Source organism: Lonepinella sp. BR2357 (assembly GCF_051851525.1).
Classification (GTDB): domain Bacteria; phylum Pseudomonadota; class Gammaproteobacteria; order Enterobacterales; family Pasteurellaceae; genus Lonepinella.
Genome location: NZ_JBPDVG010000018.1, coordinates 1 through 22,767, shown reverse-complemented (window position 1 = coordinate 22,767; position 22,767 = coordinate 1). Strand labels below are relative to the sequence as shown.

The window sequence follows — 22,767 nt, the reverse complement described above, 5'->3', positions numbered from 1 at the left end:
CGTGAAATGAAGACCATTATTTTTGAAACCGCTCAACAAGCGGTAGAAAACATCGCCGAGCAGTTTTTGCAATTAAGTCAACAGGATAAACCTGTGCATATTTCGTTGTCTGGTGGTAGCACGCCAAAATTGTTGTTTAAAACCCTTGCTCAAACCCCGTTTAATCAGAATGTGCGGTGGAAAAATTTGCATTTTTGGTGGGGCGATGAACGGATGGTAGCCCCAACGGATCAGGAAAGCAATTATGGCGAAGTGCAAAAGCTATTATTCGATCATATTCAAATTCCAGCGGAAAATATTCACCGCATTCGGGGCGAAAATGATCCAACGGCTGAGTTAAAACGTTTTGAAGCGGAATTAAAGCTCGTACCAAACGGTGAATTTGACTGGATTATTTTAGGGATGGGCAATGATGGACATACCGCTTCGTTATTTCCGCATCAAACGGATTTCAATGATCCCCATTTAGCGGTGATTGCCAAACACCCCGAAAGCGGACAGCTACGCATTTCGAAAACAGCAAAATTGTTGAGCCAAGCGAAACGCATTAGCTATTTAGTCACAGGCGAAGCCAAAGCCGAGATTATCAAGGAAATTGCGACACACTCCGCCGACCAATTGCCTTATCCTGCGGCGAAAATTCAAAGCACGAAAGGGGTAACGGAATGGATTTTGGATCGTGGAGCAGCGAAGTTACTGTAAGTGTTAAGGACTAACAGAATGAAAACACTCGGTATTATTGGCGGAATGAGCCCTGAAAGTACAATAACCTACTATCAGCAAATTAATCGTCTAGTGAATCAAAAGCTCGGTGGAAATCATTCTGCTCCGCTGTTAATGGTGAGCGTAGAATTTGAGCAAATTGTACAATGCCAAAAATCAGGTGATTGGCAAAAAGCAGGGGAAATTTTAGCTCAAGCAGGACAAAAATTAGAGCAGATGGGGGCAGATGCCGTTTTATTGGCAACCAACACAATGCACAAAGTGGCTCCCCAAATTATGGAACAAATTAATGTCCCGTTTTTGCATATTTTAGATGCGACTGCCAATGCGATTAAGACAAAAGGCTTATCTAAGATTGCGGTATTAGGTACCGCTTTTACGATGCAAGATGAATTTTATCGTAATGGATTAACCCAGCGTGGCATAGAAATGCTGGTACCTGATGCAAAAAATCAGCAAGAAATTCACCGCATTATTTTTGAAGAATTATGTGTAGGGAAAATTCTGCCAACATCAAAACAATTTTATTCGCAGACCATTGCAGAACTTGCTCAACAGGGAGCTGAGGGGGTGATTTTGGGTTGTACTGAAATAGGCTTATTGGTTCAGCAAAATGATACGGTATTGACGTTATTTGATACTGCTCAGTTACATAGTGAAATGGCAGTTGGGTTTATTCTGAGTGATGAATTATGAGTAAATTAGACCGTGATGTGACTTTTTTAAGTCGTGTTTGCCTTGTTTTGAATGTGCCTATGTTATGCAAAGAATGAATTATGCTGATGCCTATTCCGCATTAATTAAACGATACCAAGATATTTTGATGAATAATGATTCTGTGAAGAGATTGTTAGCGGAAAACGATTTATCACATCTTCATTTAGGCTTTGTACCTGAGAATTATTCTGATGAAAAAGTGATTGTTTTATTTATTGGGCGAGAAACCCGTGGGTGGAAAATAGGCGATGATATTAATGAATATAATCTTGAAACGATCAAGAAAAGTATAGCAAAAAGTAAAAATTGGTTTGAAAATCCTAAGCTAAAAAGGGGACATGGTTTTTTTAATTATGTGAAACAGTTAGAAAAAGATAATCCAATAGCTTGTTTTCTATGGGCAAATATTTTTGCTTGTGATTATAAAAAAGGATGTCCAACAAAGTTAAAAGACAGTATCTTATTTAATGAAATAGAGATTCTCTCTGTGGAATTAATTAAAGCACAAATTGAGATTTTAAAACCAAATATTGTTATTTTTGCATCAGGTAATCAAGGTGTGCAAACACGCCGAAAATATTTTGAAAATTTAAAACCTTCAGGTAAGCAGATTGATGAAAGTTTAGATAAAAAATATCTAGAACGATTTCATTTTTCAGATAACCCTAAAATTATTTGCTATAGAACAGTTCATCCGTCAGCAAGACGTGAAGAACCTTGTAAAGCATTACGAACATTACGCACATTATTAAAAAGAAATGTGAGTGAGTTGACAAATTCTAAATTAACAGGAGAAAAAAATGTCAGTTAAAGGCGACATCGGCGTTATCGGTTTAGCGGTAATGGGACAAAATTTGATTTTAAATATGAACGACAACGGCTTTAAAGTGGTGGCGTATAATCGCACCACGAGCAAAGTTGACGAGTTCTTACAAGGTGCAGCGAAAGGCACCAATATCATTGGGGCTTACTCATTAGAAGATTTAGCCGCCAAATTAGAAAAACCACGCAAAGTGATGTTAATGGTGCGTGCGGGCGATGTGGTGGATCAATTTATTGACGCCTTATTACCGCACTTAGAGCAAGGCGATATTATCATTGACGGCGGTAACTCAAATTACCCTGATACCAACCGCCGAGTGAAAGCCTTGGCGGAAAAAGGCATTCGCTTTATTGGCTCAGGTGTATCGGGCGGTGAAGAGGGGGCAAGACATGGGCCGTCTATTATGCCTGGTGGTAGCCAAGACGCATGGCCTTATGTGAAACTCATTTTCCAAGCCATTTCTGCGAAAACAGATAAAGGCGAGCCTTGCTGTGACTGGGTAGGAAAAGACGGTTCAGGTCATTTCGTGAAAATGGTACATAACGGCATTGAATATGGTGATATGCAATTAATTTGTGAAGCCTACCAATTCTTAAAAGACGGTTTAGGCTTAAGCTACGATGAAATGCACGCTATTTTCCAAGAATGGAAAAATACCGAATTAGACAGCTATTTAGTGGATATTACAACGGATATTTTGGCGTATAAAGACACAGACGGCAGCCCGTTAGTGGAAAAAATCTTAGATACTGCAGGCCAAAAAGGTACCGGTAAATGGACAGGCATCAATGCCCTTGATTTCGGTATTCCATTAACCTTAATCACCGAATCGGTATTTGCTCGTTGTGTTTCTTCTTTCAAAGATCAACGTGTTGCTACGTCTAAATTGTTCAACAAAACCATCTCGCAAGTCACGGGCGATAAAAAAGTGTGGATTGAGGCCGTTCGCCGTGCCTTATTGGCATCCAAAATCATCTCTTACGCCCAAGGCTTTATGTTGATTCGTGAGGCGTCAGAGAATTTTGAGTGGAATATTAATTACGGTGCAACGGCGTTATTATGGCGTGAGGGCTGTATTATTCGTAGCCGTTTCCTAGGCAATATCCGTGATGCGTACGAAACTAATCCTGATTTAGTGTTCTTAGGTGCTGATCCGTATTTCAAAGGCATTTTAGAAAACTGTTTAGCGGATTGGCGTAAAGTGGTGGCGAAATCGATTGAAGTGGGTATCCCAATGCCTTGTATGGCAAGTGCAATTACGTTCTTAGATGGTTATACCTCCGCCAACTTACCAGCCAACTTGCTACAAGCTCAACGTGACTATTTCGGCGCACATACTTACGAGCGTACTGACAAACCACGTGGCGAACATTTCCATACTAACTGGACTGGTCGTGGTGGCAATACGGCATCAACGACGTATGATGTGTAGTTGAGCAATATCTGGTGGGGGAGAACTGACATGGTTTTTTCCCCACTTCAAGAGAGAAAAAATGTCCGAATTAAAATTAAACTACCATAAAACCCATTTTCTCACCAGTGCAGCGAATATCATGCAACTGCCAGAAGATACAGGAATCGAAATTGCCTTTGCTGGTCGATCAAATGCAGGAAAATCCACCGCACTTAATGCCTTAACCAATCAAAAAAACTTGGCTCGAACCTCAAAAACTCCAGGGCGAACGCAGTTAATCAATCTGTTTGAAGTGGAGCCACAATGTAAATTGGTGGATTTGCCAGGTTATGGTTATGCGGCGGTGCCAGAACAGATGAAATTGCAATGGCAGAAGTCTTTATCGGAATACTTGCAAAAACGAGAATGCTTGCAAGGTGTGGTGATTTTAATGGATATTCGTCATCCGTTAAAAGATCTCGATCAGCAAATGATTGAATGGGCAGTGGCCTCAGAACTGCCTGTCCTATTATTACTCACCAAAGCCGATAAACTCAGCCAAAGTGCCCGATCAAAAACCGTAAAAATGGTGCGTGAGGCGATTTTACCTTTTCAGGGTGATGTGCAAGTTGAGCCATTTTCAGCCCTGAATAAAATTGGCATTGATCGCTTGTCGATGAAGTTAAATGACTGGTTTAGTCCCACTTTTGAGGGTGAAAAGAGTTAATTTTGTGATCTTGATTCCAAAAATACACCGTAGTTTTTGCAAAGTGCGGTGTATTTTTTTATGCTTTTTCTAATTTAGCCATAAAAAAGGAAAAGTTATGTCGTTAGCGATTGTTTATAGCCGTGCCTCTATCGGGGTGCAAGCCCCTCTGGTGACCATTGAAGTGCATATTAGCAATGGTAAGCCGAATTTTGTGTTAGTTGGATTGCCAGAAAAAACCGTGAAAGAGGCGCAAGATCGGGTGCGAAGTGCGTTGATTAATGCGCAATTTAAATATCCCCCAAAACGTATTACGGTGAATCTCGCCCCAGCGGATTTGCCCAAAGAGGGGGGACGTTTTGATTTGCCGATTGCCTTGGGCATTTTGGCGGCCTCAGGGCAAATTAATGCAGATCAATTACGTCAATTTGAATTTTTGGGTGAACTGGCATTAACCGGTAATTTACGTGGGGTACAAGGTGTCATTCCTGCCATTTTAGCCGCCCAGAAAGCCAAAAGAACCATGATTATTGCGCCACAGAATGCTAATGAGGCCTCGCTTATTTCGGGCCATGACAGTTACTATGCTCATTCCTTGTTGGAAGTGGTGCAGTTTCTCGGCAATCAATTAAATTTACCCACGGCGAGCCAAATGGCGGCGCAAGTCCGAGCAAATGCACAGCAAAGTGCGGTGCAAAGTCAGCAAGATTTGACTGATATTATAGGCCAACATCATGCTAAACGCGCTTTAACCATTGCGGCAGCGGGGCAGCATAATTTGCTGTTATTAGGGCCACCAGGGACAGGCAAAACCATGTTAGCCAGCCGATTAACTGACTTACTGCCAGAAATGAGCGATCAAGAGGCCATTGAAACGGCCTCTGTCACTAGTCTGGTTCAAAATGAACTGAATTTTGCGAACTGGAAAAAGCGTCCCATGCGTCACCCGCATCACAGTGCGTCTTTGCCTGCTTTAGTGGGCGGGGGTTCGATCCCAAAACCTGGTGAGATATCATTAGCCAATAACGGCATTCTTTTCTTAGATGAGTTGCCCGAATTTGAACGTAAAGTATTAGATGCCTTGCGCCAACCCTTGGAAAGTGGCGAAATTGTGATTTCTCGTGCTAACGCAAAGATACAATTTCCTGCCAGATTTCAATTAGTTGCGGCCATGAACCCAAGCCCTACTGGCCATTATCAAGGCTCGCATAACCGTACCTCACCACAGCAAATCATTCGTTATTTAAACCGCCTGTCTGGCCCGTTTTTAGATCGTTTTGATCTCTCTATTGAAGTGCCATTATTACCACAAGGCGCATTACAACGTCAAGAAGATCGTGGGGAAACGAGCGAACAAGTGCGTGCAAAGGTGCTAAAAGTGAGGGAAATTCAGTTCGCTCGACAAGGTAAAGTGAATGCCCATTTAACCAGTAAGGAAATTGAACGCTATTGCCCGTTATCAGAAAAAGAGGCGATGTTTTTGGAAAATGCGCTAACGAAGTTAGGCTTATCCGTACGGGCCTATCACCGTATTCTAAAGGTGTCACGCACCATTGCGGACTTGGCGGAATCAGAACATATTACCCAAGCCCATTTAGCCGAGGCGTTGGGCTATCGCACCATGGATCGGTTATTGTTGAAATTACACGAGTAATCAACGGCTTAGAGAGAAAATAGACAAAAACAAACCGCACTTTTTGTGTCTGAGCATGTTGTTCAACAAAGTGCGGTCTTTTTTTAATGAGATTTAGGCATTTAAAATATTCTGAATTTCTTGAATACTTAAATGATAACCATGCGGGCAATTACGCCATTCATCAAGCATTTTGGTGTATTTATCCCACATTGGGGTTTGTGAGTCGCAGCCGTGTTCACAACGCATAAATTCTTGATATTTGCCCTCAACACCGGTAATAAAACGCAAGTAGCTTAAATATTTTTTCTCACGCACCGCACAATAGCCCACAAATTGTAAGCGGTGAGGCGTTACCGTGGATTTATCGGTTAAATTGTTGTACGAAACATGTAAGGCTTTATACATTTCGAGCGTATCTAGCACGGTTTGGCATTCTTCTAATGAAATGTCATTAAATTCTTGATCCAGTTCTTTTAATTCACGCGCAAAGCCACCTTTTACGATAGCCTCTAAACGGGCATATTTCGCTTTATTTTCAGGCTCAAGTAAACCCATTAATTTATATTGATTGCTTAAAATTAAGCGTTGTGTTGATGTCATTTCCATAATAAATTCCTTGTTTCTTTAAATTTTATTTAGTCGATACTGTTTAAATCTTCTTTTGAAAGCCCGCTTTCTTTCACTTTTACGTTACCGTCTGTGGCACGATATTCAAGGTTTTGATAATAAGCCTCACGGAATGTAATGTATGGATCTTGTGCTTGTTCTAACAAGGCCTCTTTATCCATAGCTTTGGCACGGGTGTCCACGGCTTGCACGCCGGTTTTGATTAACGACCAAGCCCCGCCAACCCAATGCCAGAAAGGATAGGTATAAGCGGTATCAACCACGGAACCAGTTAATTCTCGAGGTGTGGTGGCATTATAGACGGGGAGAACCACATAGGTACCCGCCTCTACGCCATAACTGCCGAGGCTATCGCCGAAAGTGCGTTGGTGTTCAATTTTGAGTGGATCGCTATAACTGGCCCAGTCAATTAACCCGCCTAAGCCAAAGGTCGAGTTAATCACAAAGCGGTTAAAATGCACCATGGCTTTTTTGACCTCGCCCTCGAATAAGCGGTTTACAAAGCTCACAGGTTCATCAAGGTTATTGGCCACATTTGAAATTCCTGTAGTGACAGGGCTTGGCAAGGCATTCCAACCTTTGGCGGCCGGTTTCAATAAATAAGGATCGAGGACTTTGTAGTTGAAATCCCACATCGTGCGGTTAAATCCTTGTAAAGGATCTTGACGTTCTCCCGTGACGGGATCGAGCGTGTTAGTACAGCCACTCAGTAACACAAGGCTACAAAGTGCGGTGGAAAAGAGCGTTGTTTTTTTCATTAAGTTGATTTCCAAATAGAATTTTGCTTATTGTAAATGAGTTAGGCAAAATCTACAAAAAAATTTACCGCAGTTTAGATTAAAAACTGCATAAAATGAATATTAATTCAGTTTTATTGCATAAATATATTTCTTTGCAACTTTACAAGCGGATCGGGGCTTGATAGAATAGCTTGAATTTAACCAATTCACCTCAAGAGATTGTCATCAACAATCTTTGGTTAATGAATATTTGTAAGTGTTCAACCACACATTCAGGAGCAATTATGTCCGCACAAGCCATTCTCGTGCTTGCCGACGGCAGTGTTTTTCACGGCACCTCTATTGGTGCTGAGGGCCACACTATCGGCGAAGTCGTTTTTAATACTGCCATGACCGGCTATCAAGAAATTTTAACTGATCCTTCCTATTTTCAACAAATCGTCACGCTCACTTATCCCCATATTGGCAACACTGGTTGCAATATTGAAGATCTTGAAAGCCAACAGGTTTTTGCCTCTGGCTTAATTATTCGTGATTTACCCTTAACGCATAGTAATTTCCGTGCTAACCAAAGCCTTTCCGATTATTTAAAAGCCCATAATGTGGTGGCGATTGCAGATATCGATACCCGCCGTTTAACCCGTATTTTGCGAGATAAAGGCGCGCAAGCTGGTTGCATTATGACCGGTGAAATTGATGAGAAAAAAGCCTTAGAATTGGCGTTAAGTTTCGGTTCCATGGCGGGCAAAGATTTAGCTCAAGAAGTCACATCAAGTGAATCCTACCAATGGACACAAGGCGAATGGCAATTAGGTAAAGGCTATGTTGAAGCGAAAAATCCTGAATTTAATATTGTGGCGTACGACTTTGGCGTGAAACGTAATATTTTAAGAATGTTGGCGGAACGGGGTTGCAACATTACGGTTGTACCCGCTAAAACTTCAGCCGAGGACGTGTTGGCCTTAAACCCTGATGGTATTTTTCTTTCCAACGGACCGGGCGACCCAGAACCTTGCGATTATGCCATTTCAGCAATCCAAACCTTATTAAAAAGCAAAAAACCGATTTTTGGCATTTGCTTAGGACATCAATTATTGGGTCTAGCCGCAGGCGGTAAAACTAAAAAAATGCCATTCGGCCACCACGGCGCTAATCATCCGGTGCAAGATTTAGACAGTGGCAATGTGTTGATTACCAGCCAAAATCACGGCTTTGAAGTGGATGAACACAGTCTGCCAGCCAATGTGCGAGTGACCCACCGTTCGTTGTTTGATAACTCGGTACAAGGCATTGAACTCACCGACCAATCGGCATTTTCATTCCAAGGACACCCTGAGGCCAGTCCGGGGCCGAATGATGTGGCGTATTTGTTTGATAGATTTATTGCAAATTTGAGAGCCACAAAATAGTATGACTAAGCAAATATCTATTACTAAAATTAAAGATAATTTTATTGATGATATCAATAAAAGCAGGGCTTTAGTTAAAGAAATGCAACGCTTGCAACAAAATAAATCATTTGTAAAAGGTGGGCATAAGTATGTAGAGCAGGTAGTTGGTTTGGCATTTTCTTCTGTTGTATCGTCTTGGGAAAATTTCCTAGGAAATGCTTTATTAAGATATATGACAGGGAGAATTATCCCTAAAGTACCTGTGAAAACAGAAATATCTGGAATTAAAAATTTAGATGTTGCATTTAGGATTTTATTGGGTTCAAAAAAATTTAAATCATTAAAAGAAAGTTATTTAGATTATAACTCACTATCTAAATTAAAAGAAGATGCCGATATTTTTCTAAAAAATCATCCTTTTATATTTAATACTGAAGATAAAGAGCTTATTGAAAATATGAATAAAATTAGAAATCGTGTAGCTCACTCATCAGATAAATGTAAAGAAGATTTTAAAGCTGTTGCAAAGAAATATTTTAAAACAACGACTTTAAGACAAGGTATTAGTGTGGGATCTTTTTTATTGAAAAAAACAGATTTAACCACTAATCAAGGTTTATTTACAGCAAAACAATTATCAGAACTTTCCAATGCAACTTCTAACGATTACCTTGGGAATTGTATCTTCGAAGTTTATTTAACTAATTTAGAAAAATTAGCAAAAACATTTGTCCCTTATTAATGATTATATAGAGAAAATAAAATGCCAAAACGTAACGACATAAACACAATATTAATTATCGGCGCCGGTCCGATTGTAATCGGTCAGGCTTGTGAATTTGACTATTCAGGGGCGCAGGCTTGTAAGGCTTTGCGAGAAGAGGGCTATAAAGTGGTGTTGGTCAACTCCAACCCCGCCACCATTATGACCGATCCAAATATGGCGGATGTGACCTACATTGAGCCAATTCAATGGCAAACCGTGGAAAAAATCATTGAAAAAGAACGCCCTAATGCGATTTTGCCAACCATGGGCGGACAAACGGCATTGAATTGTGCGTTGGATTTGTCTAAACACGGCGTGTTGAAAAAATATAATGTAGAGCTGATCGGGGCAACGGAAGACGCTATTGATAAAGCCGAAGATCGTGGTCGGTTTAAAGAGGCGATGGCGAAAATTGGCTTGCATACGCCAAAATCTTTTGTGTGTCATAGCTTTGATGAGGCGTGGAAAGCACAAGAAGAAGTGGGCTTTCCAACCCTGATTCGTCCGTCTTTCACCATGGGCGGTTCAGGCGGTGGCATTGCCTATAACCGTGATGAATTTCAAGCCATTTGCGAACGGGGTTTTGATGCCTCACCGACCCACGAATTGTTGATTGAGCAGTCCGTATTGGGCTGGAAAGAATACGAGATGGAAGTGGTGCGTGATAAGGCGGACAACTGCATTATCGTCTGTTCCATTGAAAACTTTGACCCAATGGGCGTGCATACGGGCGACAGTATCACCGTTGCTCCTGCGCAAACCTTGACCGATAAAGAATACCAAATTATGCGGAACGCCAGCCTTGCGGTGTTGCGTGAAATCGGCGTGGACACGGGCGGTTCAAACGTGCAATTTGCCATCAACCCTGAAAATGGCGAGATGATCGTGATTGAAATGAACCCACGGGTCAGTCGTTCTTCGGCGTTGGCTTCCAAAGCCACAGGTTTCCCGATTGCTAAAGTTGCAGCGAAATTGGCGGTAGGTTACACCTTAAACGAACTTCGCAACGACATTACAGGCGGTTTAATTCCTGCGTCTTTTGAGCCGTCCATTGACTATGTGGTGACCAAAGTGCCACGTTTCGCCTTTGAGAAATTCCCGCAAGCGGACGACCGTTTAACTACGCAAATGAAATCCGTGGGCGAAGTGATGGCAATGGGGCGTACCTTCCAAGAAAGTTTACAAAAAGCCTTGCGTGGCTTAGAAACAGGGATTTGCGGTTTCAATTTGCTTTCCGAAGAGCCTGAAAAAATCCGTAGCGAATTAGGCAATCCAGGCCCGAACCGAATTTTATATGTAGCAGACGCATTCGGTGCAGGCTTTAGCTTGGAAGAAGTCCATCATTATTCCAAAATCGATTCGTGGTTTTTGATTCAAATTCAAGATTTAGTGCAAGAAGAATTAGCCTTAGAAAAACGCACGCTAGACGAATTGGATTACGCTGAACTTCGTCGCTTAAAACGTAAAGGATTCTCCGATAAACGTATCGGGCAGCTCACTCAAGCTGGCGAAAGTGCGGTGCGAAATAAACGAAATTCTTTGAATCTTCACCCTGTGTACAAGCGGGTCGATACCTGTGCGGGTGAGTTTAAATCGGATACGGCATATCTCTATTCTACCTATGAAGAAGAATGCGAAAGCCGTCCAACGGATCGCAAAAAAATTATGATTTTAGGTGGTGGTCCAAACCGTATCGGGCAAGGTATTGAGTTTGACTACTGTTGCGTTCATGCCGCCCTTGCCTTGCGTGAAAGCGGTTTTGAAACCATTATGGTCAACTGCAACCCTGAAACGGTGTCCACCGATTTTGATACATCGGATCGTTTATATTTTGAGCCGTTGACGCTGGAAGATGTGTTGGAAATTATCCACGTGGAAAATCCGTACGGCGTGATTGTACATTACGGCGGTCAAACGCCATTGAAATTGGCTAACGCTTTACACGATAACGGTGTGAACATTATCGGCACGTCCGCCGACAGCATTGATGCCGCCGAAGACCGTGAACGTTTCCAAAAAATCTTGCACGATCTCGGCTTAAAACAACCGAACAACCGTACTGCTCGCAATGCGATTGAGGCGGTGAAATTAGCAGAAGAAGTCGGTTACCCGTTAGTGGTACGTCCGTCTTATGTATTGGGTGGTCGAGCCATGCAAATTGTGTATAACGTGGACGAGCTCAACAAATATATGCGTGAAGCCGTGCAAGTGTCGGATGACAGCCCGATTTTGCTCGATCATTTCTTGAACAACGCCATTGAAGTGGATGTGGATTGCATTTGTGATGGTAAAGATGTGGTGATTGGCGGGATTATGCAACATATTGAGCAAGCAGGCATTCACAGTGGCGATTCCGCTTGTTCGTTGCCCGCTTACTCGTTAAGCCAAGATGTACAAGATGAAATCCGCCGCCAAACCGTGGCAATGGCGCAAGCTCTGCATGTGGTGGGCTTAATGAATGTGCAATTTGCGGTGCAAGATAATGTTATCTATGTGTTAGAAGTCAACCCACGTGCGAGCCGTACTGTGCCATTTGTCAGCAAAGCCACAGGACGTTCTTTGGCGAAAATTGCTGCTCGAGTGATGGCGGGTATTTCCCTTACGGAACAGGGTATTGCAGGGGAAGTGATCCCTGATTATTACTCCGTCAAAGAGGCCGTGTTCCCGTTTATTAAATTCCTTGGTGTGGATACGATTTTAGGGCCTGAAATGCGTTCAACAGGCGAAGTGATGGGCGTGGGTAAAACGTTCTCCGAGGCCTTTTTGAAAGCAGAACTTGGGGCAAATGAACGGATTCCAAAAACCGGTAAAGTCTTTGTATCGGTGGATAACAAAGACAAAGCCCGTCTATTGCCAGTGGCTCGCCGTCTACAAGAACAAGGTTACGGCTTGTGTGCCACCATGGGAACCGCCAAATTCTTACGGGATAATGGCATTTCGGCTCAAATTGTGAATAAAGTCCGTGAGGGGCGCCCGCATATTGTGGATGCGATTAAAAACGGTGAAATTGCCATGATTATCAACACCGTGGGTAGCACTCCAGAAAGCGTGACGGACAGTCATTCCATTCGCCAAAGTGCGTTGCAACAAAAAGTCTTTTTACAAACCACCCTGTCAGGGGCAGAGGCTTTGGTAGAGGGCGTGAAAAGCCTTGCGGGCTGTGATGTGTATTCGTTACAAGGTTTGCACCAGCGGTTGCAGTAAGAGCCAAACAACTAGACACAAAAAATGTGTCTAGTTAAATCAAAAGAGGGAACTATTTCTTTTCTTTACATTCTAATCAAGGCGGACATTTTGTCCGTCTTTTTAATCTTTAAACAAGGAAACTTTTATATGAAAAAATTACTCGGAGTATCATTCTTAGCTGTTTTATTAACGGCTTGTACATCAGAATCAAACCAACGTCCGCAAGGTCCACGTGGCGAACGCCCACAAAATCCACAACTTGAAGCAGCAATGAAATCTTGTCGTGAATCTGTGGGGCAAAATGCAGAGCGTAGTAAATTTGCAGCTTGTATGAAAGAAAAAGGTTTTGAAAGACCAGCGGGTAAACCAGATTTAAAACCAGCTAATTAGTTGTTATATAAACAAAAAGTGCGGTATTTTCTACCGCACTTTTCACATTCATTTCAATTATGCTTGAGATGAAATACGTTTCATATCTGTCATATAACCACGTAATTCTTGACCGATTAATTCAATCGGGTGATTGCGAATCGCATCATTCACATCACGTAATAACACGTTATCAATTTCAACCGTTGGTGCTGGTTCACCTAAGTCACCTTTTTGTAAGGTTGGAATTACTTTTTCTGCCAGAATTGGTGTGGCTACGTGGGAGAATAGATAGTTACCATATTCTGCGGTATCAGAAATGACCACGTTCATTTCATATAAACGTTTACGAGCAATGGTGTTGGCAATTAATGGTAATTCGTGTAAAGATTCGTAGTAAGCGGATTCTTCATAAATACCACTTGCCACCATGGTGTCAAATGCCAATTCTACGCCAGCTTTCACCATCGCCACCATTAACACACCGTGATCAAAGTATTCTTGTTCAGAAATTTTGATGTTGTCGCCTTTTGGTGAATTTTCAAAGGCGGTTTTGCCTGTGGCCTCACGCCATGTTAATAGGTTCACATCATCGTTCGCCCAGTCTGCCATCATGGTGGAGGAAAATTCGCCACTGATAATATCGTCCATGTGTTTTTCAAATAAGAACGCTAATTCCTCTTTGATTTGTTCAGATAATTCAAAGGCACGCAATTTGGCACTGTTCGATAAGCGATCTAACATCAGCGTAATACCGCCTTGCTTTAAGGCCTCGGTGATGGTTTCCCAGCCGTATTGAATTAATTTACCGGCATAAGCGGGGTCTTTGCCGTCTGCTACTAATTTGTCGTAACATACAATAGAACCTGCTTGTAACATACCGCAAAGAATGGTTTGTTCGCCCATTAAGTCAGATTTTACTTCAGCCACGAATGAAGATTCTAATACACCTGCACGGTCGCCCCCTGTGGCACTTGCCCATGCTTTAGCGATTGCCATGCCTTCACCTTTCGGATCGTTTTCAGGGTGAACAGCGATTAAGGTTGGCACACCAAAACCACGTTTATATTCTTCACGAACTTCCGTACCAGGGCATTTTGGTGCCACCATGACGACGGTGATGTCTTTACGAATTTGTTCGCCCACTTCAACGATATTGAAACCATGCGAATAACCAAATGCCGCCCCATTTTTGATTAACGGCATGACATCCGCTACCACTTTTGAGTGTTGTTTGTCTGGGGTTAAGTTGATGACTAAATCCGCCGTTGGAATGAGTTCTTGGTAAGTACCCACTTTAAAACCATTTTCGCTAGCACGTTGGAATGACGCACGTTTTTCTGCAATGGCTTCTGGACGTAACGCATAGCTCACATCTAAGCCAGAATCACGCATATTTAAACCTTGGTTTAAGCCTTGTGCACCACAACCGATAATGACAACTTTTTTGCCTTTTAAGAAGTTGCAGCCATCGGTGAATTCGTCACGTTCCATAAAGCGGCAACGACCGAGTTGATCGAGTTTTTGGCGTAGATTTAGGGTGTTGAAATAGTTAGACATTTTTATTTTCCTTTTGGATTGTTAGCTGTTTTTGTTGAATGAGGGGATTATAGGGGTTTTATTGTGTTGCGTAAATTGATATTATTGGGATTTGATATTGCGGATTTTGCAATTATTGAAATAGGGTTTCGCCACGTTCCTTACTTTTCTTTGCTTGTGCAAAGAAAAAGTAACAAAAGAAAGCACACCCCGACTTCACCGCTTATCTTTGCTTGGTTGAAATTTTTTTAACGGCAAAATCGCAACTCGCTACGCTCAAACAAGGCGATTTTACCTAAAAATTTCAAGTCGCAAAGGCGGTTCAGACGGGGCCCCATTTTTTGATCGAGCGTGGGTAAGAATGCGGTGAGAAAATAGATATTTTTCTAAGCTACGGAGTAGCGTTACCATATTTAACCTAGTACGCAAGTACTAGGTATTCAACTCCACGGTATTTTGTTACTTCACCAATGGGGCCCCATGTTTGCCGCCTGAAAATACGTTAATTTGTAGGAAAATGGCGTCTGTCTGAGCGAAGCGAGTTCAGCCATTTTCCGTTAAGCAAATTAACGTATTTTCAGGAAACAAGGCAAAGTTGGGGCGTGCTTTCTTTTTGCTTACTTTTGCTTTGCACGAGCAAAGAAAAAGTAAGTCGCCATCGGCGAAATCCGATTGTAATAGAATTGTAATTTAAGAGAAAAACCATGAACTTCACCGACCTAAAAATCTTCCTCCACCTCACCCAAACCCAAAATTTCAGCAAAACCGCTGCCCAAAACCACATGTCCCCCTCCACGCTTTCACGCCAAATTCAACGCATGGAGGAAGAACTGGGGCAGCCTTTGTTTCTCCGTGATAACCGCCAAGTGATCCTCACAGAAACAGGGGCGAAATTTCTCACGTTTGCACAACAAAATTGGCATAATTGGGACGTGTTTAAGCAACAGTTACGCTCGACTTCTCAAGAATTATCAGGTGAGTTAAAACTTTTTTGTTCGGTGACAGCCGCTTATTCACATCTTCCACAAATCTTAGAAAAATTTCGGGCTCGTTATCCTAAAGTGGAAATTCAATTAACCACGGGCGATCCTGCCTTGGCGGTGCAAATGGTGGAGGGGAAACAAGCCGACTTGGCCTTAGCAGGGCGACCATTGAATTTGCCACATTCTCTTGAATTTCAACCTATTGATGATATTTCATTGTCGTTAATTGCGCCTCGTGTGGCTTGTGTGGCGACCCAATTATTGCAGCACGATCCCATTGATTGGCAACAGATTCCGTTTATTCTTCCCGTCGAGGGGCCGGCTCGTCAACGGATTGATGAATGGTTACGCCATAAGAAAATCAAACACCCGAAAATTTATGCGACAGTGAGTGGGCATGAAGGGATCATGTCGATGGTAGCGTTAGGTTGTGGGGTGGCGTTATTGCCAGATGTGGTGATTAAAAATAGTCCTATCAGCACCCAAGTATCGGCGTTAAATTTGGATATGCCTGTTGCACCTTTTGAATTAGGTATCTGTGTACAAAAACGGGCGTTAGCCTCGCCACTCGTTAAGGCATTTTGGTTGATGTTAGGGTAAAAAAAGTGCGGTACAAAATTCGTAGGAATTTTGCACCGCACTTTGACCAATACTTAACCTTGATTAAGCCTCTTTTTCCTTGGTGGCTTTTTGGGCTTTTGGTAAAGTGAGTTTGACTTTATTGGCTTTGCCCCATTCTTTTAAGCGTGCCATAAATTCTTTACCCATTGGGCTAGGATCACCAGTGAATAATTTTTGTAATCCATTATTTTCAATGATATGACGGCGTAATTCCAAACGTTCCTGATGATTTTCCGCTAAACGAATTGCACGTTCCACATATTCCTCCACCGTATCGGCAATTAACCATTCAGGTAAACCTAAGCGTTTGAATAAGCCTTCATCAATATGTTCGTGCACTTCAGGGCCTGTTTTACAGATACCTACTAAGCCTAAGGTGACCATATCAATAATGCCATTGGTGTTACCAAATGGGAACGGATTCACCATCATATCGCAGTTTTGTAAGATACTGAGATATTGATGATAAGGTGAGTGTCTGTGAGCGGTGGCTGAATCCCCAAGATAACTTTTAATAAAACGTTCTACATAAGGATGTGTAATACCACTGGATTGTCCCATCGCAAAATGGAAATGGACTTTCACTTTAGCCCGATCACGAATGGTTTTCAAGGCTTCAAGGAAGTACGGATTCAATTTCATTGTGGTGGATGCGATACCAATATTGACTACTTCAGGATTTTCACGCAAGAGATAGTTCACTTTCTCTGGTGCTAAAGCAGATGGCACATAAGGGAGAGCATCTTTTGGTAAACGAAGTAATTTTTCGCTAAAGCATTGTTCAGAACCAACGTAATCGTCTTCTACCACCACATGCTCAATAAATGGTGAGTGTGTTGTGGCAGGATGACCTAAGGCAACAGCTTGAATTGGTGCTAATCGCGTATTGCTTGCAAAAATCGTGATTAAGTCCATTCCAATACTTGGCATATATAAAATAGCGGCACCATTATCGTCACAAATTTGTTTTAAGAACTCGAGTTTCTCAAACATATTATTGCCTTTAACGAGATGAAATTCATCAAACACGTCACGACCTAATTGGTCAACGCTATCGTTACCTAGCCCAATAATATGGAACAGCTCACGGGCTGCCCGCATTGATGTGGAGTGTGTACGGTAAATAGAGTGAGCAGAATGGAAATGTTCCAGTAACACCACCATCACAGGTTTGCCATCACGATAACCGATTTGGCTGACATCACGATCTTGCCAACCGCCGCTTAATAGGTGCTTGCGAATCACTTGATTCAACGCATTTTTGACCCAATGTTTATTGGCAGCAACATCATAGCTACAGTGCATATAAACATCGTGCGTAATGCTACTCGGCACATCGTTTAAATTCGGTAAAGTGGCTAAATGTTCAGGGAACCATTGTAATATGGCATTACGTTTACTAAATGCAGGCTCTGTACCGATAAAACGTGGCGATTGCAACGCAAAACAAAGTGATGCACATAGATTAGGATTGTTTTTCCAGAAAACATCTAAGTTAACGGATAAATTGGATTCGGGTAAATACATAATACAAAACTTAATCCAAGTGGCTTGATCAGACGGTAAATGCATATCGTTTGGATTGCCTGATTTGCTTTGATTATAGGTTTGCAAAATATGATCCGCATTGATGTAAGGCGAAGATGCAAAACATAATGAAATCCAACGTTGGAAGCTTAAGAAACGTTGAGCACCGCTGTCTGTAATGATCAAATCTTTATCCGTAAAGAGCTTGGTCATTGCGGTTGCCATTCTATTACAAAAATGGATATGACGGTCGTTATCCAATTCAGGATTGGATAATTGTTTCGGGTATTGGAATCCAATGTCTTGAATTCCCCCAAAATTACTGTCAATTTTACTTAAAATTTCTAATAAGTTATTACAAGCAAGCTCATAATCTTTCTTTTCTACAGCCTGTTCAAACTGTTCAACATCAGGTTTAATTTCTGTTTTGTCTGTCATAACATCTCCTTAACAAGTTCCCCATAAATCATATTCATCTGCGTTAGTTATCGTGACGGAAAGAATGTCACCGATTTTCACCGCACTTTGGCTTATATTATCCACATAAACCACACCGTCAATTTCAGGTGCATCTGCCATTGAGCGGCCGATAATCCCGTCTTCATCGATTTCATCCACGATCACTGACAACGTTTTCCCTATTTTTTGCTGCAATCGTTGGGCTGAAATCTGTTGTTGCACTTCCATAAACCGCTGGAAGCGTTGTTCTTTAATGTCCTCTGGCACTTGATCTGGCATTGCTGTTGCGGTAGCGCCCTCGACGGGACTAAATTTAAAGCAACCGACACGATCAAGTTGTGCCTCTCTTAGAAAATTAAGTAATAATTCAAAATCTTCTTCTGTTTCACCTGGGAACCCCACAATAAAGGTGGAGCGCAAGGTTAATTCTGGGCAAATTTCTCGCCATTTTTTAATCCGTTCTAAAATCCGCTCTACCGAACCAGGGCGTTTCATCAATTTCAAAATTTTCGGGCTAGCGTGTTGTAACGGAATATCCAAATACGGCAAAATTTGCCCTGCCGCCATTAAAGGGATTAATTCATCCACATGTGGATAAGGATAAACATAGTGCAAACGTACCCAAACTTTTAAACTGGCTAACATCTGACACAAGGTGATCAGATTATTTTTAATCGGCATGCCATTCCAAAATACGGTTTTATTTTGGTTCTCTTTGCGTTGATCGAGCGAATAAGCTGAAGTATCTTGCGATACCACCAACAATTCTTTTACCCCCGAATCCACTAAGCGTTTGGCTTCATCTAAAATTTGGGTAATAGGACGGCTGTCTAAGTCTCCACGCATGGACGGAATAATACAAAACGTGCATTTATGATCGCAGCCCTCTGAAATTTTCAAATAGGCGTAATGTTTCGGCGTGAGTTTTACGCCTTGGCTTGGCACGAGACTGACATAAGGATTATATTCCGGTTTGGGCACATATTTATGCACATTTTCCATCACCGCCTCATAGCTATGCGGCCCAGTAATTTCCAACACTTTGGGGTGAACTTCACGGATTTTATCTTCTTTTGCGCCCAAGCAACCGGTGACTAATACACGGCCGTTGGCCTCAAGCGCCTCGCCAATGGCCTCTAAGGATTCTTGTACGGCACTATCAATAAAACCGCAAGTATTGACGATCACCAGATCAGCATTTTCATAAGTAGGGATAATATTGTAACCGTCAGTACGTAACTCGGTGAGAATGCGTTCGGAATCGACTAAATTTTTCGGACAACCAAGGCTAACAAAGCCAATATTTGGCGTTTTTGATGACATAAATAATCTTAAAATAATGTAAAAAATTGGGCGTATTGTACAAAAATTTTAAGGGAAAGGCGACAAAATCAACGTAAATATTTTGTAAAGTTTCGGAAAAATCGTGAAAAAATACCGCACTTTGAGGTTATTTTGCCAACAAAGTGCGGTATTTTTAATCTGATTAATGGTGGTGATGACCACAACCACAGCCGTCATGGCTATGTTCTTCTTCATGGTGGTGGTGATGGTGACTGCCACAACCGCAACCGTGACCTTCTTCATCGGAATCATGGTGATGGCCACCGCAGCAACCGCCCTCCGCATGAATATGACCATGGGCAATTTCTTCCAAGGTGGCTTCACGGGTTGCGACCACTTCCACAGTGAAATGCAATTCTTGACCGGCTAACATATGGTTACCGTCAACGACCACATCGGCGTCACCCACTTCGGTAATGACAACAGGTAATGGGCCCATATCCGTATCGGCAATAAAACGCATGCCCACTTCTAATTCATCTACGCCTTGGAATACCTCTTTCGGTACACGTTGCACCATATTTTCGTTGTATTCGCCGTAACCTTCTTCCGGTTTTACACGTACTTCAAATTTATCACCAATCTCTTTGCCTTCTAACGCATTCTCTAAACCAACCACTAAATTATGGTGACCTTGTAAATAGTCTAAAGGTTGATTGGCGGGTGCCTCGTCAACTAACACGCCATCTTCGGTACGCACTTGGTAAGCAATGCTTACGACCACATTTTTTGCTACTTTCATTTTTTTCTCCAATGTTAAAAAGGGGGCTATTCTATCGAAAATTCGGTCAAATAGCTAACTATTCATCTTCTTCGTCAAATTCTTCTTCAAAAAATTCGCCATCATCACCATATTCATCTTCTTCGGCATTGGGATCTTCAAAATAAGTCCCCCAACCGTCATAAATGCCGCCATGTTTCGCCACTAACGGCACGATTTCTTTTTGTTGCGCATCAATGATTTCCGGTTTTAACGCAACTTCGGCGATAATATCGAAACAGAACAATAACTTACCGTTATCATCTTCTAATTCTTCTGCCTCCGATACTTCATATCCCGCTTTGAACGCATCCACGGCGATTTTTTCTAATTTATCAAAATCGCCGTGCGCAATATGGTGTTCAATAATATAAAGCGCATTGGGATCGCTGCCGTCATTGAATAAGTCGTTAATAATCTCACGGGTTTCTGCTTGCAATTCAGCGGGGGTTGGGTGATTTGCCATAATAATTGTCCTTATTTAGATCTTCTGTCTGTGTTTGGCTATCTTATCATAGAAATCCACAAAATAGACAAACAGATGGGGGAATATGGCTCACATCTTGACTTCGTTAACCTGTTTTATCCGTAATTTTGTGATAAATGTAGGAGGAGGCGCTCAGGATATCAAGTCGCCATGCGAAATTGTTGTGCGGCATTCTGGTCAGACCAATATAAGTGCGGTGTATTTGACAGTAATTTTATTGTACAGACTTAGAGTTTTTTGCTACAATGCAAAGAATTTTTCAAAATTAAGATTGACAGAGATCATGCGTAATATTCACAATGTTTTAAGCAAGCAAGCAAGCAAGCAAGCAAGCAAGCAAGCAAGCAAGCAAGCAAGCAAGCAAGCAAGCAAGTCGCCTATTTGACGGAAAAAATACCGCTTTTAGGGAAAGATGTTGCGCATCTTTTTCTGTACAAAATCTCACTTTTCTTATTCAGATTCAAGCACGGTTAACCCAATTTATTGGGTTAACCGTGCTTTTTTATTTGCCCCCCTATTTCAATAACAGGAGATAAATGCCATGAGCGTATTATTGAAAATTAAGACAAATAACGATGTCCAAACGGTGGACATTCCTAAAAATGTGAAAAATCAAGCCATTAAAATTCAACATGTGGGCAGTCAAGCCGTGTATGAATTGCTTGATCAAGAAACCAATCTTGCGCCACAGCAAATCAGTACCGCACGTGTAGGCAATGATTTACACATTACATTCCAAGATTCTGCGGACGAAGATTTAATTATTGCCAATTATTATGATGATCCTGCGGTGATTATGGGATTAGCGGAAAATGGTCAGTATTATGCTTATATCCCAGCTGATGGCGAAGCCGCCAATGCCATTGCAGCCTTAAAAGACAGTATGTTGGCTAGCGAAGTGTTGGGCGGTGATGCGATTGTCGCTGGCTGGATCCCTACTTGGGGTTGGGTTGCTGCCGGCGTTGCAGCGGCAGGTATTATTGCTGCGATTGCAGGCCATGATTCTGGTAGCGATTCAACGGCGAACAAAACAGACGCCGATAACTATAATTTAATTAAACCGGATCACGCTGTGCCAGTGGAAAATCCAAGTCAATTAAACGATGCTGAGAAAGCAGCGGTAAAAGCGGCCATTAAAGCAGCCAATCCAAACTTACCGGCCGATGCAGTGATCAATGTGGCGGATAACGGGGCGGTTACCGTGACCTATAAAGACGGTTCAACCGACACCTTACCAGCGTCTGTAACTGTGGCACAAAGCACTGCTGCTGTCACGGCAGAGAATGATATTTCAGCGGAAAATGCCGTGCCTGTTTACAACACAGACAAACCGACAGCCAAAGACTTAGCCACCATCAAAGCCGCTGTTGAAGCTGCCAATCCAGCTGCTGTCAAAGCAGGCGGTGAAGTCACTGTTTCGCCAGATGGTAAAACCGCTACCATTACATACCCAGATGGGACAACAGATGAAGTCACCATTGCTTTAAAACCAAACACAGCAACTGCGACGGCGGATAACGACATTACCGATGCAGTAGGCGTATACAATCCAGCCGCACCGACAGCCGAAGACTTAGCCACCATCAAAGCCGCTGTTGAAGCTGCCAATCCAGATGCTGTCAAAGCAGGCGGTAAAGTCACTGTTTCACCAGATGGTAAAACCGCCACCATTACTTACCCAGACGGTTCAACAGATGAAGTCACGGTGGCATTAAAACCTAATACCGCTGGCGCCACCGCAGACAATGATATTACCGATGCAGTAGGCGTATACAATCCAGCCGCACCGACAGCTGAAGACTTGGCGACAATCAAAGCGGCGGTAGAAAAAGCGAACCCTGATGCAGTGGCTGCAAAAGGTGAAATCACGGTTTCTCCTGATGGTAAAACAGCGACAATCACCTACCCAGATGGCTCAGTAGACACCGTCAATGTTGCGTTAAAACAAAACACCGCAGCGGCGACTGAAG

At 42.3% G+C, this 22,767-nt stretch carries 19 protein-coding genes and 1 pseudogene; 13 read left to right on the top strand and 7 right to left on the bottom strand.

Translation table 11 applies throughout. The features are described 5' to 3' along the window. The first annotated feature begins 6 nt into the window (after positions 1 to 6). The 6 genes from pgl to ACTG7L_RS10350 all read left to right on the top strand — a co-directional run bounded on the left by pgl (position 7) and on the right by ACTG7L_RS10350 (position 6,016). The gene (gene pgl / locus ACTG7L_RS10375) at positions 7 to 702 is read left to right on the top strand and encodes a 6-phosphogluconolactonase (RefSeq protein WP_439328478.1); all 696 of its coding nucleotides are present in this window, start codon (positions 7 to 9) and stop codon (positions 700 to 702) included. Between the two features lie 18 nt (positions 703 to 720). Beyond that, entirely contained in the window at positions 721 to 1,419 is a 699-nt protein-coding gene (locus tag ACTG7L_RS10370) for an aspartate/glutamate racemase family protein (RefSeq protein WP_439328477.1), read from the top strand. Between the two features lie 64 nt (positions 1,420 to 1,483). Beyond that, the gene (locus ACTG7L_RS10365; RefSeq protein ID WP_439328476.1) at positions 1,484 to 2,251 is read left to right on the top strand and encodes a hypothetical protein; all 768 of its coding nucleotides are present in this window, start codon (positions 1,484 to 1,486) and stop codon (positions 2,249 to 2,251) included. Continuing rightward, positions 2,241 to 3,695 (top strand): decarboxylating NADP(+)-dependent phosphogluconate dehydrogenase, encoded by a 1,455-nt coding sequence (gene gnd / locus ACTG7L_RS10360; RefSeq protein ID WP_439328475.1) that lies wholly within the window; start codon positions 2,241 to 2,243, stop codon positions 3,693 to 3,695. Before ACTG7L_RS10365 ends, gnd begins: the two co-directional genes overlap by 11 nt. Positions 3,696 to 3,756: 61 nt before the next feature. Further along, positions 3,757 to 4,383 (top strand): ribosome biogenesis GTP-binding protein YihA/YsxC, encoded by a 627-nt coding sequence (gene yihA / locus ACTG7L_RS10355; protein WP_439328474.1) that lies wholly within the window; start codon positions 3,757 to 3,759, stop codon positions 4,381 to 4,383. Between the two features lie 97 nt (positions 4,384 to 4,480). Continuing rightward, positions 4,481 to 6,016 carry a YifB family Mg chelatase-like AAA ATPase gene (locus ACTG7L_RS10350; RefSeq protein ID WP_439328473.1) on the top strand — a complete coding sequence of 512 codons (1,536 nt, stop codon included), beginning with the start codon at positions 4,481 to 4,483 and terminating at the stop codon, positions 6,014 to 6,016. Between the two features lie 93 nt (positions 6,017 to 6,109). Here ACTG7L_RS10350 and ACTG7L_RS10345 read toward each other — a convergent pair whose 3' ends face one another. Continuing rightward, positions 6,110 to 6,604: a YfbU family protein gene (locus ACTG7L_RS10345; protein ID WP_439242637.1), complete on the bottom strand. Its 495-nt coding sequence runs from the start codon at positions 6,602 to 6,604 to the stop codon at positions 6,110 to 6,112. A gap of 29 nt (positions 6,605 to 6,633) precedes the next feature. Continuing rightward, positions 6,634 to 7,383, bottom strand: a complete 750-nt coding sequence (locus ACTG7L_RS10340; RefSeq protein WP_439328472.1) for an MlaA family lipoprotein — start codon at positions 7,381 to 7,383, stop codon at positions 6,634 to 6,636. Between the two features lie 266 nt (positions 7,384 to 7,649). Between ACTG7L_RS10340 and carA the strand changes: the two genes are divergently transcribed. The 4 genes from carA (at position 7,650) to ACTG7L_RS10320 (ending at position 13,098) form a co-directional block, all read left to right on the top strand. After that, on the top strand, positions 7,650 to 8,774 hold the full coding sequence (gene carA, locus ACTG7L_RS10335; RefSeq protein ID WP_439328471.1) for a glutamine-hydrolyzing carbamoyl-phosphate synthase small subunit: 1,125 nt from the start codon (positions 7,650 to 7,652) through the stop codon (positions 8,772 to 8,774). Position 8,775: 1 nt separating this feature from the next. Next, positions 8,776 to 9,498 carry a hypothetical protein gene (locus ACTG7L_RS10330; RefSeq protein ID WP_439328470.1) on the top strand — a complete coding sequence of 241 codons (723 nt, stop codon included), beginning with the start codon at positions 8,776 to 8,778 and terminating at the stop codon, positions 9,496 to 9,498. Positions 9,499 to 9,519: 21 nt separating this feature from the next. Next, positions 9,520 to 12,726, top strand: coding sequence for a carbamoyl-phosphate synthase large subunit (carB, locus tag ACTG7L_RS10325; protein WP_439328469.1), 3,207 nt, complete (start codon positions 9,520 to 9,522; stop codon positions 12,724 to 12,726). 129 nt (positions 12,727 to 12,855) lie between these two features. After that, entirely contained in the window at positions 12,856 to 13,098 is a 243-nt protein-coding gene (locus tag ACTG7L_RS10320) for a hypothetical protein (protein WP_439328468.1), read from the top strand. Positions 13,099 to 13,155: 57 nt separating this feature from the next. On the opposite strand, the gene ilvC is transcribed toward ACTG7L_RS10320, so the two are convergent. Further along, positions 13,156 to 14,637: a ketol-acid reductoisomerase gene (gene ilvC, locus ACTG7L_RS10315; RefSeq protein WP_439257977.1), complete on the bottom strand. Its 1,482-nt coding sequence runs from the start codon at positions 14,635 to 14,637 to the stop codon at positions 13,156 to 13,158. Between the two features lie 683 nt (positions 14,638 to 15,320). On the opposite strand from ilvC, the gene ilvY reads away from it, so the two are divergent. Continuing rightward, positions 15,321 to 16,199, top strand: a complete 879-nt coding sequence (gene ilvY, locus ACTG7L_RS10310) for an HTH-type transcriptional activator IlvY (RefSeq protein ID WP_439328467.1) — start codon at positions 15,321 to 15,323, stop codon at positions 16,197 to 16,199. 63 nt (positions 16,200 to 16,262) lie between these two features. Here the strand turns inward: ilvY and ACTG7L_RS10305 are convergent, their stop codons facing one another. From ACTG7L_RS10305 to rraB, 4 genes are all read right to left on the bottom strand, one after another. Next, positions 16,263 to 18,185, bottom strand: a complete 1,923-nt coding sequence (locus ACTG7L_RS10305) for a UDP-glucose:protein N-beta-glucosyltransferase (RefSeq protein WP_439328466.1) — start codon at positions 18,183 to 18,185, stop codon at positions 16,263 to 16,265. A gap of 9 nt (positions 18,186 to 18,194) precedes the next feature. Then, on the bottom strand, positions 18,195 to 19,529 hold the full coding sequence (gene rimO, locus ACTG7L_RS10300; protein WP_439328465.1) for a 30S ribosomal protein S12 methylthiotransferase RimO: 1,335 nt from the start codon (positions 19,527 to 19,529) through the stop codon (positions 18,195 to 18,197). 163 nt (positions 19,530 to 19,692) lie between these two features. Continuing rightward, positions 19,693 to 20,292 (bottom strand): peptidylprolyl isomerase, encoded by a 600-nt coding sequence (slyD, locus tag ACTG7L_RS10295; protein ID WP_439328464.1) that lies wholly within the window; start codon positions 20,290 to 20,292, stop codon positions 19,693 to 19,695. A 58-nt stretch (positions 20,293 to 20,350) separates the two neighbouring features. Beyond that, positions 20,351 to 20,776, bottom strand: a complete 426-nt coding sequence (gene rraB, locus ACTG7L_RS10290; protein WP_439328463.1) for a ribonuclease E inhibitor RraB — start codon at positions 20,774 to 20,776, stop codon at positions 20,351 to 20,353. A gap of 329 nt (positions 20,777 to 21,105) precedes the next feature. Between rraB and ACTG7L_RS10285 the strand changes: the two are divergent. Together ACTG7L_RS10285 and ACTG7L_RS10280 are read left to right on the top strand one after the other, a co-directional pair. Continuing rightward, a pseudogene (locus ACTG7L_RS10285) lies at positions 21,106 to 21,174 on the top strand (adhesin); the annotation flags it as partial. 164 nt (positions 21,175 to 21,338) lie between these two features. Beyond that, positions 21,339 to 22,767: Rib/alpha-like domain-containing protein (locus ACTG7L_RS10280; RefSeq protein WP_439328462.1), on the top strand; the 1,429-nt coding region annotated here is incomplete at its 3' end.

Bases quoted from the DNA above. Each gene is read 5' to 3' on its own strand.
- carA (WP_439328471.1), top strand. From the start codon at position 7,650: ATGTCCGCACAAGCCATTCTCGTGCTTGCCGACGGCAGTGTTTTTCAC.
- ACTG7L_RS10350 (WP_439328473.1), top strand. From the start codon at position 4,481: ATGTCGTTAGCGATTGTTTATAGCCGTGCCTCTATCGGGGTGCAAGCC.
- ACTG7L_RS10365 (WP_439328476.1), top strand. From the start codon at position 1,484: ATGCAAAGAATGAATTATGCTGATGCCTATTCCGCATTAATTAAACGA.
- ACTG7L_RS10340 (WP_439328472.1), bottom strand. From the start codon at position 7,383: ATGAAAAAAACAACGCTCTTTTCCACCGCACTTTGTAGCCTTGTGTTA.
- ACTG7L_RS10330 (WP_439328470.1), top strand. From the start codon at position 8,776: ATGACTAAGCAAATATCTATTACTAAAATTAAAGATAATTTTATTGAT.
- rraB (WP_439328463.1), bottom strand. From the start codon at position 20,776: ATGGCAAATCACCCAACCCCCGCTGAATTGCAAGCAGAAACCCGTGAG.
- rimO (WP_439328465.1), bottom strand. From the start codon at position 19,529: ATGTCATCAAAAACGCCAAATATTGGCTTTGTTAGCCTTGGTTGTCCG.
- ACTG7L_RS10320 (WP_439328468.1), top strand. From the start codon at position 12,856: ATGAAAAAATTACTCGGAGTATCATTCTTAGCTGTTTTATTAACGGCT.
- yihA (WP_439328474.1), top strand. From the start codon at position 3,757: ATGTCCGAATTAAAATTAAACTACCATAAAACCCATTTTCTCACCAGT.
- ACTG7L_RS10305 (WP_439328466.1), bottom strand. From the start codon at position 18,185: ATGACAGACAAAACAGAAATTAAACCTGATGTTGAACAGTTTGAACAG.
- ilvY (WP_439328467.1), top strand. From the start codon at position 15,321: ATGAACTTCACCGACCTAAAAATCTTCCTCCACCTCACCCAAACCCAA.
- slyD (WP_439328464.1), bottom strand. From the start codon at position 20,292: ATGAAAGTAGCAAAAAATGTGGTCGTAAGCATTGCTTACCAAGTGCGT.
- gnd (WP_439328475.1), top strand. From the start codon at position 2,241: ATGTCAGTTAAAGGCGACATCGGCGTTATCGGTTTAGCGGTAATGGGA.
- carB (WP_439328469.1), top strand. From the start codon at position 9,520: ATGCCAAAACGTAACGACATAAACACAATATTAATTATCGGCGCCGGT.
- ACTG7L_RS10345 (WP_439242637.1), bottom strand. From the start codon at position 6,604: ATGGAAATGACATCAACACAACGCTTAATTTTAAGCAATCAATATAAA.
- ilvC (WP_439257977.1), bottom strand. From the start codon at position 14,637: ATGTCTAACTATTTCAACACCCTAAATCTACGCCAAAAACTCGATCAA.
- ACTG7L_RS10370 (WP_439328477.1), top strand. From the start codon at position 721: ATGAAAACACTCGGTATTATTGGCGGAATGAGCCCTGAAAGTACAATA.
- pgl (WP_439328478.1), top strand. From the start codon at position 7: ATGAAGACCATTATTTTTGAAACCGCTCAACAAGCGGTAGAAAACATC.